Source organism: Moritella marina ATCC 15381, from assembly GCF_008931805.1.
Lineage (GTDB): Bacteria > Pseudomonadota > Gammaproteobacteria > Enterobacterales > Moritellaceae > Moritella > Moritella marina.
This window is the reverse complement of the sequence record NZ_CP044399.1, coordinates 1,867,877-1,884,478: the sequence shown is the minus strand read 5'-3', so window position 1 is coordinate 1,884,478 and position 16,602 is coordinate 1,867,877. Positions and strand designations below refer to the sequence as shown.

13 protein-coding genes are annotated in these 16,602 nt (G+C 41.5%); 4 read left to right on the top strand and 9 right to left on the bottom strand.

What is annotated here, in order from left to right:
* Nucleotides 1–2: 2 nt before the first annotated feature.
* The 8 genes from FR932_RS08450 to FR932_RS08415 form a co-directional block, all read right to left on the bottom strand.
* Nucleotides 3–434: a YeeE/YedE family protein gene (locus FR932_RS08450; protein WP_019441088.1), complete on the bottom strand. Its 432-nt coding sequence runs from the start codon at nucleotides 432–434 to the stop codon at nucleotides 3–5.
* A 13-nt stretch (nucleotides 435–447) separates the two neighbouring features.
* Nucleotides 448–876: a YeeE/YedE family protein gene (locus FR932_RS08445; RefSeq protein WP_019441087.1), complete on the bottom strand. Its 429-nt coding sequence runs from the start codon at nucleotides 874–876 to the stop codon at nucleotides 448–450.
* A gap of 99 nt (nucleotides 877–975) precedes the next feature.
* Nucleotides 976–3,162, bottom strand: coding sequence for an acetoacetate--CoA ligase (locus FR932_RS08440; RefSeq protein WP_019441086.1), 2,187 nt, complete (start codon nucleotides 3,160–3,162; stop codon nucleotides 976–978).
* 7 nt (nucleotides 3,163–3,169) lie between these two features.
* Nucleotides 3,170–4,138: a hydroxymethylglutaryl-CoA lyase gene (locus FR932_RS08435; RefSeq protein ID WP_019441085.1), complete on the bottom strand. Its 969-nt coding sequence runs from the start codon at nucleotides 4,136–4,138 to the stop codon at nucleotides 3,170–3,172.
* A gap of 5 nt (nucleotides 4,139–4,143) precedes the next feature.
* The gene (locus FR932_RS08430; protein WP_019441084.1) at nucleotides 4,144–6,294 is read right to left on the bottom strand and encodes an acetyl/propionyl/methylcrotonyl-CoA carboxylase subunit alpha; all 2,151 of its coding nucleotides are present in this window, start codon (nucleotides 6,292–6,294) and stop codon (nucleotides 4,144–4,146) included.
* A gap of 29 nt (nucleotides 6,295–6,323) precedes the next feature.
* Nucleotides 6,324–7,139 carry an enoyl-CoA hydratase-related protein gene (locus tag FR932_RS08425; protein ID WP_019441083.1) on the bottom strand — a complete coding sequence of 272 codons (816 nt, stop codon included), beginning with the start codon at nucleotides 7,137–7,139 and terminating at the stop codon, nucleotides 6,324–6,326.
* Between the two features lie 44 nt (nucleotides 7,140–7,183).
* A complete protein-coding gene (locus tag FR932_RS08420; RefSeq protein WP_019441082.1) occupies nucleotides 7,184–8,791 on the bottom strand; it encodes a carboxyl transferase domain-containing protein in 1,608 nt (535 codons plus the stop codon).
* Nucleotides 8,792–8,796: 5 nt separating this feature from the next.
* Nucleotides 8,797–9,969 carry an isovaleryl-CoA dehydrogenase gene (locus tag FR932_RS08415; protein WP_019441081.1) on the bottom strand — a complete coding sequence of 391 codons (1,173 nt, stop codon included), beginning with the start codon at nucleotides 9,967–9,969 and terminating at the stop codon, nucleotides 8,797–8,799.
* A 643-nt stretch (nucleotides 9,970–10,612) separates the two neighbouring features.
* Here FR932_RS08415 and FR932_RS08410 point away from each other — a divergent pair.
* Nucleotides 10,613–11,821, top strand: coding sequence for a NupC/NupG family nucleoside CNT transporter (locus FR932_RS08410; RefSeq protein ID WP_019441080.1), 1,209 nt, complete (start codon nucleotides 10,613–10,615; stop codon nucleotides 11,819–11,821).
* Nucleotides 11,822–11,952: 131 nt separating this feature from the next.
* Here FR932_RS08410 and FR932_RS08405 read toward each other — a convergent pair whose 3' ends face one another.
* A complete protein-coding gene (locus tag FR932_RS08405) occupies nucleotides 11,953–12,870 on the bottom strand; it encodes a bile acid:sodium symporter family protein (RefSeq protein ID WP_019441079.1) in 918 nt (305 codons plus the stop codon).
* Between the two features lie 236 nt (nucleotides 12,871–13,106).
* On the opposite strand from FR932_RS08405, the gene FR932_RS08400 reads away from it, so the two are divergent.
* The 3 genes from FR932_RS08400 to FR932_RS08390 all read left to right on the top strand — a co-directional run bounded on the left by FR932_RS08400 (nucleotide 13,107) and on the right by FR932_RS08390 (nucleotide 16,533).
* Complete coding sequence (locus FR932_RS08400) at nucleotides 13,107–13,532, top strand: hypothetical protein (RefSeq protein ID WP_019441078.1); 426 nt, start codon at nucleotides 13,107–13,109, stop codon at nucleotides 13,530–13,532.
* Between the two features lie 332 nt (nucleotides 13,533–13,864).
* Nucleotides 13,865–14,851: an acyltransferase family protein gene (locus tag FR932_RS08395; RefSeq protein WP_019441076.1), complete on the top strand. Its 987-nt coding sequence runs from the start codon at nucleotides 13,865–13,867 to the stop codon at nucleotides 14,849–14,851.
* A 29-nt stretch (nucleotides 14,852–14,880) separates the two neighbouring features.
* Entirely contained in the window at nucleotides 14,881–16,533 is a 1,653-nt protein-coding gene (locus FR932_RS08390) for a non-ribosomal peptide synthetase (protein WP_019441075.1), read from the top strand.
* Nucleotides 16,534–16,602: the final 69 nt, after the last annotated feature.

Sequence of the window (16,602 nt, the reverse complement as noted above, 5' to 3'; positions counted from 1 at the left end):
AATCAATCTTTTGGCTTTGATATCACCATATTAACATAGTTAGAAATAGACATCCCCAGCATCATTGCAAATATAAAGACGAAAATCTTCGGTTCTCCACCTGCTATATTTACTAATGCAGGGCCGGGACAAATACCTGAAATCCCCCAACCGACACCAAACAGTCCAGCGCCAATGATCAAGCGGCGGTCGATTAACTTGGCTGTAGGTAGACTGAATTCATCTGCAAATAAAGGCTGCTGTAATTTTTTCTTTAATAGCTTATAAGCAGGGATAAAGAGTAATAACGCCGACCCCATGACGAAGGCTAAACTTGGATCCCAATCACCGCTAATATCAAGAAAATTGAATATCTTATTTGGATTGACCATTTGCGCAATAATTAAGCCAATACCAAACAAGATACCACTGAACAAGGCGATGAATAATTTCATTTTTTATCCTAACTTATACTGTTGATGACAAAAGGTTATTAACGATAAACACGGTAATCAGGCCTGTGCTCATAAAGATGATAGTCGCGACCACTGATCGCATTGAAAGTCGACCTATACCACAGATACCGTGGCCACTGGTACAGCCTGAACCCATGCGAGTACCGAACCCTACAAGCAAGCCGCCAATGATAATCGCAGGCCAACTTACATCAATACTACTGGGTAGTGAAAATCCTAAAAAGTGTGCGAAGAAAGGACTTATCACTAGACCGAGGATAAATACTATTCGCCAATGTTCACTGGGCGATTTACTGTTTTTTAAATTGTAAAATATACCGGAAATACCACTCAGCTTACCGATACCAAAGAGCATGAATAAAGCGGCAATGGATAAAATCAGACCGCCGAAGATTGAATCTAATAGGGTTAACTGCGTCATTTATTTAGTCTCGTGTTGTGGTATATATCACTAGCCTTTTCTGTATAACTAATATCGTACATTCATAATATACGATATTCAAGCGGTAATATAAAAATTTCAATATTGTAGTTCAGCTAAATTAGCAAACAAGGCGAGAGCTTCAGGATTGGCGAGGGCATCTTTATTGGTCACGGCAATACCGTGCACCACATTACGCACTGCGAGTTCGACGATCTTGCCACTGATGGTTTTGGGAATATCAGCCACCGCGATTATTTTAGCCGGTACATGTCTTGGGCTGGTATTGCTGCGGATCACATGTTTAATTTTACGGATTAATTGACTACCTAAGGTAACCTCCTTGGATAAACGTACAAACAAGATCACTCGCACATCATCCTGCCATTGTTGCCCAATCGCGATAGATTCTTGTATTTCCGGTAACTTCTCTACTTGGCGGTATATTTCTGCGGTGCCAATACGCACGCCGCCGGGGTTTAATACGGCATCCGAACGACCGTGAATAATGACGCCTATTTGCTCAATATTGCCCTCTGTACTACCCGTAACTTCAGTAATATCACTAGCTACTGTCGATCCAGCTTGACTGAGAATGGATTTGGCTAGCGTTTCTTGGGGATGAATATAATGATAAATAAGTTCACCATAATCACCATGCGCCCAGATATTATCAAAACGACTGAAATAAGCGTGGTGATATTTACGATCACCTGGGTCTTGCCAAAACCCGGTTGGCATTGACGGGAAGGCTTGGCGACAAACCAGTTCCCCTTTACCTTCTGCTACTTGTTTTGAGCCTTCGCTATGCATGAAGGCGACATCCATACCTAAACCTAAACATTGTAGCTCACCGCGATAAACCGGCAGTATTGGCATACCGAGCGTGAAGCAAGAGATAATGTCAGTGCCACCGCTGATACTCGACACGCATAAGTCTTTTTTAATATATTGATAAATATAATCAAAGCTCTCGTGTGACAAAGGCGAACCGGTGGATAATAAAGTCTTTAAATGACGCAAGTCATAGTCATTAACGGGTCGTAATGCCGCTTTGTCGCATGCGGAATAATACTTAGCGCTGGCACCAAATATGGACACTTTATCTGTGTCTGCGAGTTCAAACAGTATCTGTTTGTGTGGATGAAATGGTGAACCGTCAAATAACACTAATGTGGCGCCTTGAGACAAGCTGCTGACTAACCAATTCCACATCATCCAACCACATGTAGTGTAATAAAAAATACGATCATCGACTTGAACGTCAGTGTGTAAGGCAAGCTCTTTCACATGTTGCAATAAGGTGCCGCCAACACTGTGGACAATGCATTTGGGCATACCAGTTGTGCCAGACGAGTAGAGAATATAAAGCGGATCCGAAAATTTGACCGCTGCAAAGCTTAATGAACGAGGAATAGCCGCGCTAAAATATTGCCACAGACAGTGTTTAACTGCAGGATTATCTGTGGCATTGACATTAGCAGCGGCAAGGTCAGGTGGAGTTGATTTTTGTATTTGCTCAGCTGTGAGATATGGCACGATGATGAGTTGGCGTAACTCAGGTAATGCGTGGGTAATGGCGGTCACTTTAGTAGTGATGTTAATTGCTTTACCAGCGTAGTGATAACCGTTACAGGCGAACAATAATTTAGGTTGGATCTGGGTAAACCTATCCAATACTCCTTGATGACCAAAATCAGGTGAACAAGATGACCAAATAGCACCAATGCTCGTCGTGGCAAGCATCGCCACAATGGCTTCACTGCAGTTGGGTAATATAGCGGCAACGCGATCGCCTTTTACAATACCGAGTTCTCGTATAGCGCCTGCAACGCGAGTAACTTCATCACGTAATTGCTTATAGCTGAGTTGACTGCGGCGACCATCTTCGCCGTGACTGATGATGGCTAATTTATTGTCGTTATTATTATTCTTATTATTACTAACGTTACTATTAATTACGGTATTGAGATCGGCTATATTTTTAGGATACAGTAGGTTTTCGGCAAAATTTAGCGTTGAATCAGGAAACCATTGGCAGTGATAAAAACAGTCATCTTCGACAAATATACGCTCAAGATTAAAGTGACCTTTAAGCTGAAAAAAACGCACTAACGAACCCCAAAATACAGCTGTATTGTCGATACTCCATTGATGTAATTGCTGGTAATGGCTAAACGTAAGGCTGTATTCATCGCGTAGAAACTGCTGGTAACGGGTGATGTTACTGCCATCAATACGCGCTTGGCTTGGTGTCCAAATTGGCATGCTTGACTGCGCTGTCATTCTCACCTCATATTAATGATTGAAACAGGGCTTGAGCTGCAGGATAGGCCTGAGCGACTTTCGAACCATTGCTGCGTTTTAAGCGTTCACTAATAAAATTACCGACGGCGATTAATTCGCTTAGATCGACGCCAGATTCAATCCCTAATCCATTGAGCATATACACCACATCTTCACTGGCAACATTACCTGAAGCCCCTTGAGCATAAGGACAGCCGCCCAATCCAGCAACTGCACTGTCGATAACGCTTACCCCTAATTGTAATGCGGCATAAATATTTGCCAGTGCTTGGCCGTAAGTATCATGAAAATGAACAGCTAACTTATCGACAGATACATACTGACTCACGGCGTTTATCATGGCTTTAGTGGCTTCCGGCGTGCCGACTCCGACTGTATCGCCAAGGCTTATTTGATAGCAGCCCATTTGCTGTAATTGCTGGGCGACTTTAGCGACTTTATTAATGCTGATATAACCTTCGTATGGACAGCCAAGGGTGCAAGATATGTAACCTCGCACAGGCAAACCAGCAGCGAGAGCTTGTTTTACCACAGGGGAAAATTGGCGTAGCGAATCGGTTATAGAACAGTTGATATTCTTACGGCTAAAGCTTTCAGATGCAGAGCCAAATATGGCTATTTCATCGACGTTGGCGGCAATTGCAGCATTTAAACCGATTAAGTTAGGGGTCAATGCCGAGTAAGTGACACCTTTAGTGCGCTTAATACGTCTAAATAACTCACCACTATTGGCCATTTGGGGGATCCATTTGGGGGATACAAAACTTCCTGACTCAATCATGCTTAATCCGGTATGACTGAGCATATTAACCAGTGATATTTTATCATTGAGACTGATCGCTACTTCACTTTGCAGGCCGTCGCGGGGCCCAACCTCGACAATTTTGACGCGTTCAGGCAGTTGGTATTGATTGTTAGAGGGCTGGTTAGGCGTGTTCATCGGTAGTATTGCCATCAGGCTTATTCCTTGTTATCAAGTATGGGAGAAGGGGTTAACTGTATTAATTCAGCACCATCTTCAACCATGTCACCATCTTGATAACACACTGCTGTTATTGTGCCAGCTGTTGGTGCGGTTATGTTGCATTCCATCTTCATCGCTTCCATCACGACTAACGGCTCGCCAGCCTCGACGACTTGCTTCGGTTGGCAAAGCACACTGACGATAACGCCATTCATTGGTGCAGTGATTTTTGTGTCTACTGCAGTATTAATATTAGTTGTTGAGGTCCTGTTTTGCATAACAGGTTGCGGCGTAATTTGTTTAGCTGTTTTGCGAAATAGCAAACAAGTGTTTCCGGCGTAAAAGATGGTGACCTGTAATGCGGATACCACCACGGTTGCCTGTACTCTATGACCATCAATAAATGCGGTTAGTTCATTACCTAAGAGTTCACAGTGAACCTGGTATTCTTGTGGTTCATTAGCATAGCTATGCAGTTTAATTTGATAACCTTGAGTGAGTGTTGTCACATCTAGGCTGTATTGGTGCTGTTCTTGCTCTTTATTTTGCTCGTTATGCGCTGTCGCTAATTTAATTGTGTTGATGGCGAGTTGATTCAAACGCCAGCCTGTCGTTTGGGCCCAAGGGGAATTACTATCCTTGATGCTGTTATTAATTGCGTTATCAAGTGTATAGGTATCTGATTTAGACTGCTTCGCTTGCAGTTGCAAGGCGAGGGCTGCGAAGAGTAACGCATAATTAATATTCTCTGGTACTACTGATAATAGTGCAGCATGGGTTTGCAGGAAGTCCGTATTGAGTTCAGCTTTTTGTAGTGCTGGTACATGTGACAACTGTGTAAGGAAACCAATATTGGTTTTAATACCAGCGATCTTATAGTTTGCTAAGGCGGTTTGGAGGCGCACAATAGCCAAGTCGCGAGTATGATCCCAGACTATTAATTTGGCAATCATGGGATCGTAATAGGGGCTTATTTCATCGCTTGCAACAACGCCGGTATCAATACGCACATGTCGAGATGCTGATGGTTGATTTAAAAAAGCAATGCGACCACTGGCGGGGATAAAATCCTTGTCGGTGTCTTCGGCGTAGATACGCACTTCGATAGCATGGCCGGTAATTTTAACTTGTGTTTGAGTCAGCGGTAAGGGCGCACCATTCGCAATATATAACTGCCATTCGACTAAATCTAATCCGGTGATCATCTCGGTGACGGGGTGTTCTACTTGCAGGCGGGTATTCATCTCCATGAAGTAGAATTGACCTTGTTCGTCATATAAGAATTCAACGGTGCCAGCACCTTGATAATTAATGGCTTGGGCCGCTGCGACGGCAGTTTCCCCCATAGCGACTTGGATTGCTTGAGGGAGTGCGGGAGCTGGGGCTTCTTCGAGCACTTTTTGATGGCGACGTTGAATTGAACAATCACGCTGAGATAAGTAAATACAGTTGCCGTGACTATCGCTAAATATTTGAATTTCAACATGGCGGGTCTTGGTTAAGTAGCGCTCTATCAGCATATCGTCATTGCCAAAGCTGGCCATTGCCTCATGTTTGGTGGTGGCGAGTGCTTGGCTAAACTCTTCAGCATTATAAACGATGCGCATGCCTTTACCGCCGCCACCATATACCGCCTTGAGCAGTTGCGGATAACCGATGTCTTGTGATTGTTGTTGTAATGTCGGTTCATCTTGCGCTTTACCATGATAACCCGGCACAAGTGGCACATTGGCAGCAGTCATTATTACTTTTGCAGCACTCTTACTACCCATAGTGGTAATGGCGTCGACACTTGGGCCGATGAAGATGAATCCTTGATCTGCACAGGCTTGGGCGAATGCTGCATTTTCGGATAAAAACCCATAACCGGGGTGGATAGCTTGAACATTGGCTTGTTGCGCTATGTCAAGTATACGTTGGCTATTCAGATAAGATTCTGTCGCTGGGGCAGGCCCGAGATAAAAGGCTTCATCCGCCATTTTTACATGCCGCGCGTTGGCATCTGCCGCAGAGTATATCGCCACACACGTTATGCCAAGACGCTGCGCAGTCTCGATAATACGACAGGCAATTTCGCCGCGATTAGCGATAAGTACTTTATTAAATAGTCTACTAAGAAGTGATGGTGCTGAACCTTGGTGCGGCATAGACTTATTCCTTATTTTATTTATTACTTCTAGCCCTTAGTCCAGTCGGGTTGGCGTTTATTCAGAAATGCATCTAACCCTTCCTGTGCTTCGATCGTTACCCGAATTGCGGCGATACGTTGACTGGTATCGGCAATCAATGTGTCGTTGATGGCATGGTTATTAATATCATGAATGAGGGATTTAACGGCTTGCATTGCAGCGGGGCTGTTACGAAGTAGGTTATCGATAAATGGCGCGGCGAGTGAATCTAAATCATCCCCAATCTCGTGGAGTAAACCATATTCTAAAGCTTGGGGCGCGCTAAATAATTCACCTGTCAGGCAATAGCGACGAGCTTGCCTTACTCCCATCGCGGTAACGACATAAGGGCTTATTACCGCTGGAATAAGGCCTATTTTCACTTCACTTAAGCAAAATGATGTTGTTGATGTCGCCAGCGCAATATCACAGCATGCTACTAGACCAACAGCCCCACCAAAGCAAGCTCCTTGTAGTAGGGCTAATGTTGGTTTAGGGAATTGATTTAATTTGTCCATCAGTTTGGCTAATTGCGCCGCGTCAGCAAGGTTTTCTTGGTAACCTAATTTGGCGACATCTTTCATCCAGTTTATATCGGCACCAGCCGAGAAGTGCTGTCCTTGGGCTCTTAATAGTAAGATATGTACAGCTGGATCATGTTTTAATACGGCCAGTGTAGTTAGCAGGTGATGAATGGTTTCTGCATTAAAAGCATTACGTACCTTGGGTCGAGTCAAGGTTATAGTGGCGATACCGCGATCATCAATCGTCGTGTGGAAGTGAGCTGCATTGATGATGTTTAACTGTTCGGATTGTTTTGTCATTCATAGATCCTAGCGGGGGGGTTAAGTAAGTGACATTAAGTTAGCTACATTCTGAAAATACCAAATTGGGTATCGGCAATGGGGGCGTTTAATGCTGCTGATATTGCTAACCCTAATACTTGCCTGGTCTGAACTGGGTCGATAATACCGTCATCCCATAAGCGTGCACTGGCATAGTAAGGATCGCCTTGGGTTTCATATTGCTTAATGATCGGGGCTTTAAAATCGGCTTCTTCAGCCTCTGTCATAGTTTTATTACTACGGGCTAAACCGTCTTTTTTGACTTGACTAAGCACGCTAGCGGCTTGTTCGCCACCCATAACCGAGATCCTAGCATTTGGCCATATCCACAACAGTGTCGGGTCGTAAGCTCGGCCACACATACCATAATTACCTGCGCCGTAACTACCGCCAATAATGACCGTAAATTTAGGCACTTGTGCGCAAGATACCGCGGTCACCATTTTCGCACCGTGCTTTGCAATACCCTCAGCTTCATACTTTTTTCCGACCATAAATCCAGTAATATTTTGCAGGAAGACTAATGGGATCTTGCGTTTACAACATAGCTGTATAAAATGCGCGCCTTTTTGCGCTGATTCGGAAAATAATACGCCATTATTGGCAATGATACCGACAGGGTAGCCATGAATACGCGCAAATCCACAAACTAATGTAGAACCATAATATTGCTTAAATTCATCTAATTCAGAGTTATCTACAATGCGCGCAATAACTTCTTTGACATCGAATTGCTTTTTTAAATCGGTGCCGACAATGCCATATAACTCTAGGCTGTCAAAGCGTGGTGGGCTGCTGGGATGAACAGTTAAACTCGGTTTTTTTACATGATTGATATTATCGATAGCTTGGCGTACGAGTTTTAATGCGTGGGCATCATTTTCGGCGTAATGATCTGCAACACCTGATATTTTACAGTGCACATCTGCGCCACCGAGTTCTTCCGCTGTGACTTCTTCTCCTGTTGCAGCTTTTACTAAGGGCGGTCCAGCTAGGAAGATAGTACCTTGCTGTTTTACAATAATAGCTTCATCAGCCATTGCTGGAACATAAGCCCCCCCTGCCGTACATAAGCCCATTACGGACGCTATTTGTGGAATGCCTTTGGCAGACATATTAGCTTGATTAAAGAAGATGCGGCCAAAGTGGTCACGGTCGGGAAATACTTCATCTTGGCGGGGCAAAAAAGCACCACCAGAGTCAACTAAGTAGATGCAGGGCAGGCAGCAGCGTTCGGCAATTTCTTGGGCGCGTAAATGCTTCTTCACCGTGAGAGGGTAATAGGTCCCGCCTTTAACGGTGGCATCATTGGCGATAATCATGCATTCGATACCCTTGACTCGGCCAATGCCCGCGATGACACCCGCTGCGGGTACTTCATCATCATAATACTGCCAAGCGGCAAATTGCCCGAGTTCGAGTAATGGCGAGCCAGGATCCAATAATGTATCAATACGGTCACGGGCAAGCATTTTTCCACGGGCTAAGTGACGTTGTTGGGCTATTTCACCACCGCCTTTTTTGACTTTTTCCACATTATTTTCGAGTTGTTGGACAAGTCCTAGCATTGCCTGTTGCTTGGCCATAAACAGAGGCTGCTTGATGTTTAGCGAAGTGCCTATTTTAGCCATAATCGCTATCCTTTTGATTCGTTAAAGATTTCTCGGCCAATTAGCATGCGACGCATTTCTGATGTGCCTGCGCCAATTTCATAAAGCTTGGCGTCACGCAGTAAACGGCCTGCGGGATATTCATTACTGTAACCATTTCCGCCTAATAATTGGATAGTATCAAGTGCCATTTTAGTCGCTAATTCAGCGCAATATAAGATCACCCCTGCGCAATCTTTACGACTTGCTTCGCGGTTATCACAAGCGCGAGCCACTGTGTAGGTATAACATTTGGCGGCATTCATCTGGCTATACATATCCGCTATTTTAGCTTGTACCAGTTGAAACTCACCAATGGCTTTACCGAACTGTTGTCGCTGGTGGATGTAGGGGACAACAAGATCCATACAAGCATCCATAATGCCTAATGGGCCACCCGTTAATACCAGACGTTCGTAATCAAGACCACTCATTAGTACTTGCACACCTTGGTTGAGCTGGCCAAGGATATTGTCTTTGGGAACGCGGCAGTGTTGGAATACGAGTTCACAGGTATTGGAACCACGCATACCGAGTTTATCTAGTTTTTGCGCTTGGCTAAATCCAGAAAAACCGCGTTCAACGATAAAGGCGGTAATACCATGACTGCTTAATTCAGCGGCGGTTTTGGCGTAAACGATATACGTACTGGCTTCAGGTCCATTAGTGATCCACATTTTATTACCATTAAGCACATAATCATCGCCGTCCAATACTGCACTTAGCTTCATTGATACCACGTCAGAGCCCGCATTGGGTTCTGTCATTGCTAATGCTCCGACATGTTCGCCACTAATTAATTTAGGCAGGTATGTGGATTTTTGTTGGGTGTTACCATGGCGAAATATTTGATTAACACACAGATTAGAATGGGCACCATAGCTCAGCCCAACCGACGCTGAAGCGCGACTTATTTCTTGCATGGCAATGACATGCGCAAGGTAGTTCATCTCAACGCCGCCATATTCCTCACTGATGGTGATACCCAATAACCCCATGTCGCCAAATTTGCGCCACATATCTGCAGGAAATAAATTGTCTTGGTCGATTTGCGCTGCCCGTGGGGCTATCTCATCATTGGCAAACGCGGCAACACTGTCGCGTAACAGATCGATAGTTTCACCGAGGGCGAAGTTAAGTGACGAGTAGGCGTTTGGCATCTTCGTTCCTTTATTCGGGAAGTGAGGTGGATTGTGGTAACTAAATATCACGACTTAATGAGTGAATTAATCTTGTCTTTCATCCATTTAGCTATGCATTAACTTGAGTATGGTAGTTAACGACTGGGTTGCCAATATGATTATGGATAAAACGCTAGCGTGATAGTGTGGTTTGTTATTGTTAATTTAGTTGAAAAAACATCTATAAAGTTTAATTTGTAAGCATTATTTTAAATTTAATAATAAAGTGATAAATAATGTTATTAATGTGATGCAGATCTCTATATAATTCCGTTCCGGCCAGAACCATCGAGTTTAGCCACCTTAGTTACAAGCCGTCACCAAGGAAATGTGAACGACCCAAGGATTTTGGACCAGCGTGACTGTAGCTTGCTATCAAGGTGACTCGTATGTTGTTATTGGGCGGATTGACCATGTTATTTTACTTCTAAAATACGGGTTGTCCTCTCCTCATATACCAATACACGTAATACCCATTGCAATAAAATACTGATCACTAATCAGGTCTAAATTAATCCCAGTGGGTGTTAATTTTTCCTGCGTTTACTGCCATCTAAATTTTATTCCAATTGGTATCACACCTTCATTTTTATACATCTATTTTTAAGAACAGGATGAAATAATGCAGTTGTTAATTAGTTTAGTTGGTATTTTAGTACTTATTTTATGTGCATGCGCACTGTCAGAAAATCGTAAAGCAATTAATTGGCGTACCGTCGGTGGTGCACTATTTTTACAAGCGGGTTTTGCTGCGATTGTACTTTACTCTTCACTTGGCCAAAGCATGTTAGGCGCGATGAGTAGTGGTGTTGCGAGCATTCTAGGTTTTGCCGATGTGGGTATTCAATTTTTATTTGGTGATTTAGCGACGGAAGGCTTTATCTTCGCGATCCGCGTATTGCCGTTAGTTATCTTTATTAGTGCGCTTATCTCACTACTTTATTACATAGGTGTAATGCAGTGGGTGATTAAAGTGATTGGCGGGGGAATCCAGAAATTTCTTGGTACCAGTCGTGTGGAATCATTAGCGGCAACGGGTAACATTTTCCTATCTCAAGGTGAATCACCATTATTAGTGAAACCTTTTTTACCAAAAATGACGCGCTCAGAATTGTTCGCAGTAATGACGGGTGGCATGGCATCGGTTGCGGGTAGCGTTCTAGGCGGTTATGCAGGTTTAGGTGTCGAGCTTAAATACCTTATCGCTGCAAGTTTCATGGCTGCACCGGGTAGCTTGTTGATGGCTAAATTATTAGTGCCAGAGCAAGAAACAGTGACTGAAGATACTAATATCGAAATGGCAAAAAGCGAACACAGTAATGCGATTGACGCACTGGCTGCTGGTGCGATGAATGGTATGAAAGTCGCTGTTGCTATCGGTACTATGCTAATTGCTTTTGTGAGTGTTATCGCCATGGCAAACGCTGGTTTAGAAACAATTGGTCACTGGGTAAGTATTGATAACTTAACACTGCAAAGTGTATTGGGTTATATCTTCTCGCCACTCGCTTATATGATTGGTGTACCTGAACATGAAATGCTTATTGCAGGTTCGTTCATTGGTCAGAAAATGATCCTAAATGAATTCGTTGCTTTCATGGACTTTGCGGCAGTGAAAGAGACTATCTCAGAGCACAGCCAAGTCATCATTACATTTGCATTGTGTGGTTTTGCTAACATTGGTTCTATTGCAATTCAAATCGGTTCTATCGGTGTGATGGCGCCAGAGCGTCGTTCAGATGTTGCAAGCTTAGGCTTTAAAGCGGTATTAGCGGCAACACTGGCTAACTTAATGAGTGCGGCATTAGCGGGTATTTTCATTAGCCTATAATGGTTTTTAAAATAACGCAGTAAGCTGAGTAATAAAATGAAAGGCCCACTTTAACGCACTGTTGAAGTGGGCCTTTTTGCTATTGACGGTTTATGAAAAACAAAATTACTTACTGTTTATGAACAATAGAGCTAATTACGCACTGTTTTATTCATCGTCATATCCTGGAAGCGGCAATACGCAATAAAGGCAAATACGCACACGTACATAGTGAATAAATAAACAATCGCTGCGATCGCAAATTCAGGTTGTTTTAATATCGCAATGGCAATGACCACGGCGAGTACATAATTCTGAATACCAATTTCCACACAAATAGAGCGAGCTTGTTGAGTATTGAGTTTGAGTACTTTTGCAATAGTTACACCAAGCACCATCATGACAATATTCAGTGTCAGCACGGGGGCTAAAGCCAACTCAATAATGATGTCTAAGCTTGGGTAAACTTCGGAGAACAAGATAGCCATCACTAATAAGATGGACGCAAAGGACAATTTAGTCGCGTATGGCTCGATTTTTTGTGCCAACGATGATGCAAAATGGCGAAGAGTCATGCCAACGGCAACAGGTAAGATGATCAGCTTTAAAATTTGCAGCATTGATGGTAGCAGGGGTAAGTAAATCGTTTGACCTTCACCGGTTAAATTCATAAAGCCTAAGTTAATAAATAGTGGGGTGGTAAACACGACAATAATACCGCTTATTGCTGTCATCGTAACCGATAGTGCTACATCACCTTTAGCGATGTGGGTGAAAAAATTAGAGGTTGCAGCACTCGGGCAACAAGCCAAAATGATCATGCCAATCGCAATGGGGAACGCAGGGTCATAAACTGCAATAAGTAAAAATGCGATAGCAGGTAAAGCCAGTAATTGAATCAGTAGTCCGGTGATGACGGGAAGTGGTTGCGTCATAATACGCGAGAAGTCACTGAGTTTGAGTGTTAACCCCATTGTTGTCATCATGAGAATTAACGCGCCCGTGGCAATATCAGAAACATTGAACCCGCCTAGCGTTAAATTAAGTAGGTTAATAGTCGGAATATCCATCTTGATTTTAATCCCTTTAAAATAGAAAAATTAGATAATAAAATACTTCGTTAATGTTATATAAATTATTGTATATTAATGATTAGTTAAGTATTCCCTTGATATTTACAGGGCGGATTGTATTCAAGTTGTTATTGAAAAGTAAAGTTAATTCGTATGTGTCATATTTTATCAGAATAATAATATATAATTGTTTATAGGTTTGAGCATACTTAAAATATAACAAGGTCTTTACTATGAAGAAAAATCTCATTATTTTATTTTCTACTGCATTTTCTACGGCATTGTTATCTGGTTGTGCAGGTCTTGGTGCTGCAACCGTCGGTGCTGTGATGTACTACAAAAGTCAAAGTCATGAAGTGGCAACAGTCGATATAAAAGCACCTGCGAGTAATGTTTACCAGACCGCGCTTAAAATTGTAAACAGTAATGAAAATGTCGATCTAGTAAAGCAAGATGATGCCGCTATGTTGTTAGATATTAACCAAGCTGATACCGCTGCTTCGATTAAGATTGCGAAAGTGAGTAATGGCCTTTCTCAATTAACGATTAGTGCGGATAGTAGTACTGACGGAGGTGAAGATAATGCCAACAGCCGCGTTCTTGATGGTGTATTTAGGATCTGTAAAGAGCTGAACGTTGAATGCCGGTTAAGTGAGTAACGAAGTCATTAAAGCTAAATATAGCGCCTGACTAAAACGCTTACTGATATCTCAATATTTCAACATCACCTGATACTTTCTTATGCAATAATAAGTGAATATAATTACTTTCATTTATCATTGCTGCTAGGTGGTTTTTAACCTTTTCTTTTATCTGGGTTTTGGCCATTTTATAGATATTGGCATATAATTATATTCCATAAAGTAAGGTATTATATTCTCTTACTTTTTACCTAACTGCGCCATGAAATTGAAGTTATTTCTACCATACTTCTATAGTGATAAATGAGTGGGAACTGGTTGTCGCGGTACAAGTTGAAGGTAGGGATACGATGCAATTTATAAATAATTTTAGAGGGATTGCAATTCTATTGATTATGTTGATTCATGCGATTGGCACGATTAATAATGATGGTTCGACCGTGTTGCATGCTCTTGAATTATTACTTGATAACACCACTATATTATTTGTCGTTGTTGCTGGTTATTTATTTTCATCATTATCGACCAATTTTAACTATCTTGATTACTTAAAACATAAATTTAAAATTGTTATTATTCCTTATTTTTTTGTTTCAATACCGGCTATTTTTATTTATATGTCGGGGCTTAAAAACACCCATTTTTGGCTTGATATTAATTGGTTACATAGTTTAGGGCCTGTATATCAATATTTATACTTTATGTTGTCAGGGGCACATCTCGTCACGCTGTGGTTTATCCCCATGATCATTCCACTTTATCTTTTTAGTCCTAGTTTTTTATATCTTAAAAACAAGCAGTTATTAGGTATTTTCTTTATATTGTCATTAATACCTGCATTGTGGTTTGGACGTCCTGATTTTAGTGTTAATAATGTTATTTGGACTGTGTATTTTTTGCCAACTTATTTATTGGGGATGTTACTTTGGCAGCGCCCGAATATTTATGAAATGCTAACAAAGCATAGTGGCGTACTATTAGTCGGTTATATCGTGATTTATCTTTCATTGTCATGGGATGGCGAATTTAATACATCAGTCGATTTACTGTGGAAAATGGCGTTGTCGGTGATCTTAATCGCATTTACAAAACGCTATTTATCTAAGAAAAATAAATGTCTCAATATGTTTGCGCGTTTAAGTTTTTATTTATATTTTGTGCATGGCTATTTTATATCGATCATCCGGATTATATATAACCAATACCTTAATGTTGAAATGACGGGATTACTTGCCGCATCAGTAAGCTTTACAATCACACTATTTCTGTCGTTATCTTCATTTGTGGTCATTAAGATGATTTTAAAGCAGAGGTCTAAATTATTTATCGGATTATGAACTAATTATTTTTAGAAGTAGGGGTGTATATGTTCTTTAATGGCTTAGACCGGTTTCAAGATAATATTGCAGTCATTGATGCAGTCAGCGGTGAGCGTATAACCTACATGGACCTCGAGCATCAAGCCAATGTGCTATCCGTGCAACTCGGAAATAATAAAGAATTAGTATTTATTGAATCAAAAAATTCTATTTTGTCGGTGGTTAGTTATGTAGCTTGTTTAAGAAGTAATAAGGTTGTCTACCTTATGGATAACTTTAGTAGTGATAAGTCGATAGAACTTATTAATCGTTATAATCCTAATCTGCTGATAAATGGCTTTGGTAAAATTACGCAGCACTCACAGTGTACTTATCAGCTACATCCTGATTTAACGCTGTTATTGTCGACGTCTGGTACGACGGGAACCCCTAAATTCGTCAAGCTAAGTGCGACGAATATCCAGTCAAATACAGAATCGATTGTCGAATATTTGAATTTGACTGAAAATGATATTGCTCTGGCTCACCTAAAATTACATTATGCATATGGTTTATCTGTTTTACACTCCCACTTACAAGCCGGCGCATGTACTGTATTTACGGCACACGGTGTACTAGATGCAAGTTTTTGGCATGATTTAGTGACCTATTCAGCGACCAGTTTTGCTGGTGTTCCTTATACTTTTGAAGCTTTGCTTAAAACTAAGTTTGATTTTAAAGCTTACCCGAGTCTACGTTATATCACACAAGCAGGCGGTAAACTTGAAGGTTTTTTAGTCAAAGAATATGCATTACAAGCGCAAGCTAATGGGATTGATTTTTTTGTCATGTATGGTCAAACAGAAGCCTCGCCGAGGATTTCTTATTTGCCTCCACACCTGGCGATTGACTTTCCAAATTCCATCGGTCGTGCTATTCCGCAGGGTGAACTCTCAATAGTTGATGACGAAGGTCACGAGATTAAAGCGCTAGATAAATCTGGTGAACTTGTTTATCGTGGTAAGAACGTGATGATGGGTTATGCTAACTCAATTGCTGGACTCGCTGAAGATGAGACACCGGAGGTATTATTTACTGGTGATATTGCTTGTCGAACGCAGCATGATCTTTTCTATTTAGTTGGCCGTACGAAACGATTTGTAAAATTATTTGGGTTACGCATTAATCTCGATGATGTGCAAAGTGTCGTTAAAACAGATTATCCGCAAAGTGCAGTCACAGGTAACGATAAAGCGATTGTTATTGCCTTGGAATCCAGTCACGGTGATATTGATAAAGGGCAGTTACTCACTCGACTAAGCGACTATTATTCATTACCACGTGATAAATTCATCATCACTCTATTTGATGACATTCCATTACTCTCTAATGGTAAATATGATTTTATGACGATTGCAAATCATGCCTATAAAAAGCCGAGCGTTGGGTTTTTTAAGCGTACATTATGTTCTATTTCAAATATTTTAGAATTAAATGAGAGGGAGTGGGAGAGTATTAGCCACTTATTTATTGATGCATTAAATTTAACTGAACTGTCCCCCGATAAAACCTTCCATAGTTTAAATGCTGATTCATTATCTTTTGTTTATTTATCCGTAGAGTTAGAACAATGCTTAGGGTGTGAGTTACCGCCGCATTGGCAGCAATGTAGCGTGGCTGAATTAGATGAAATTTATACCCACGTAAGATTTAATGAATAGCTCTTCAGCTGTTTTATTGATGTTTATTGTTTTGTATTGTTATGTCAAGGTTAACCAAAGGTTTTATTA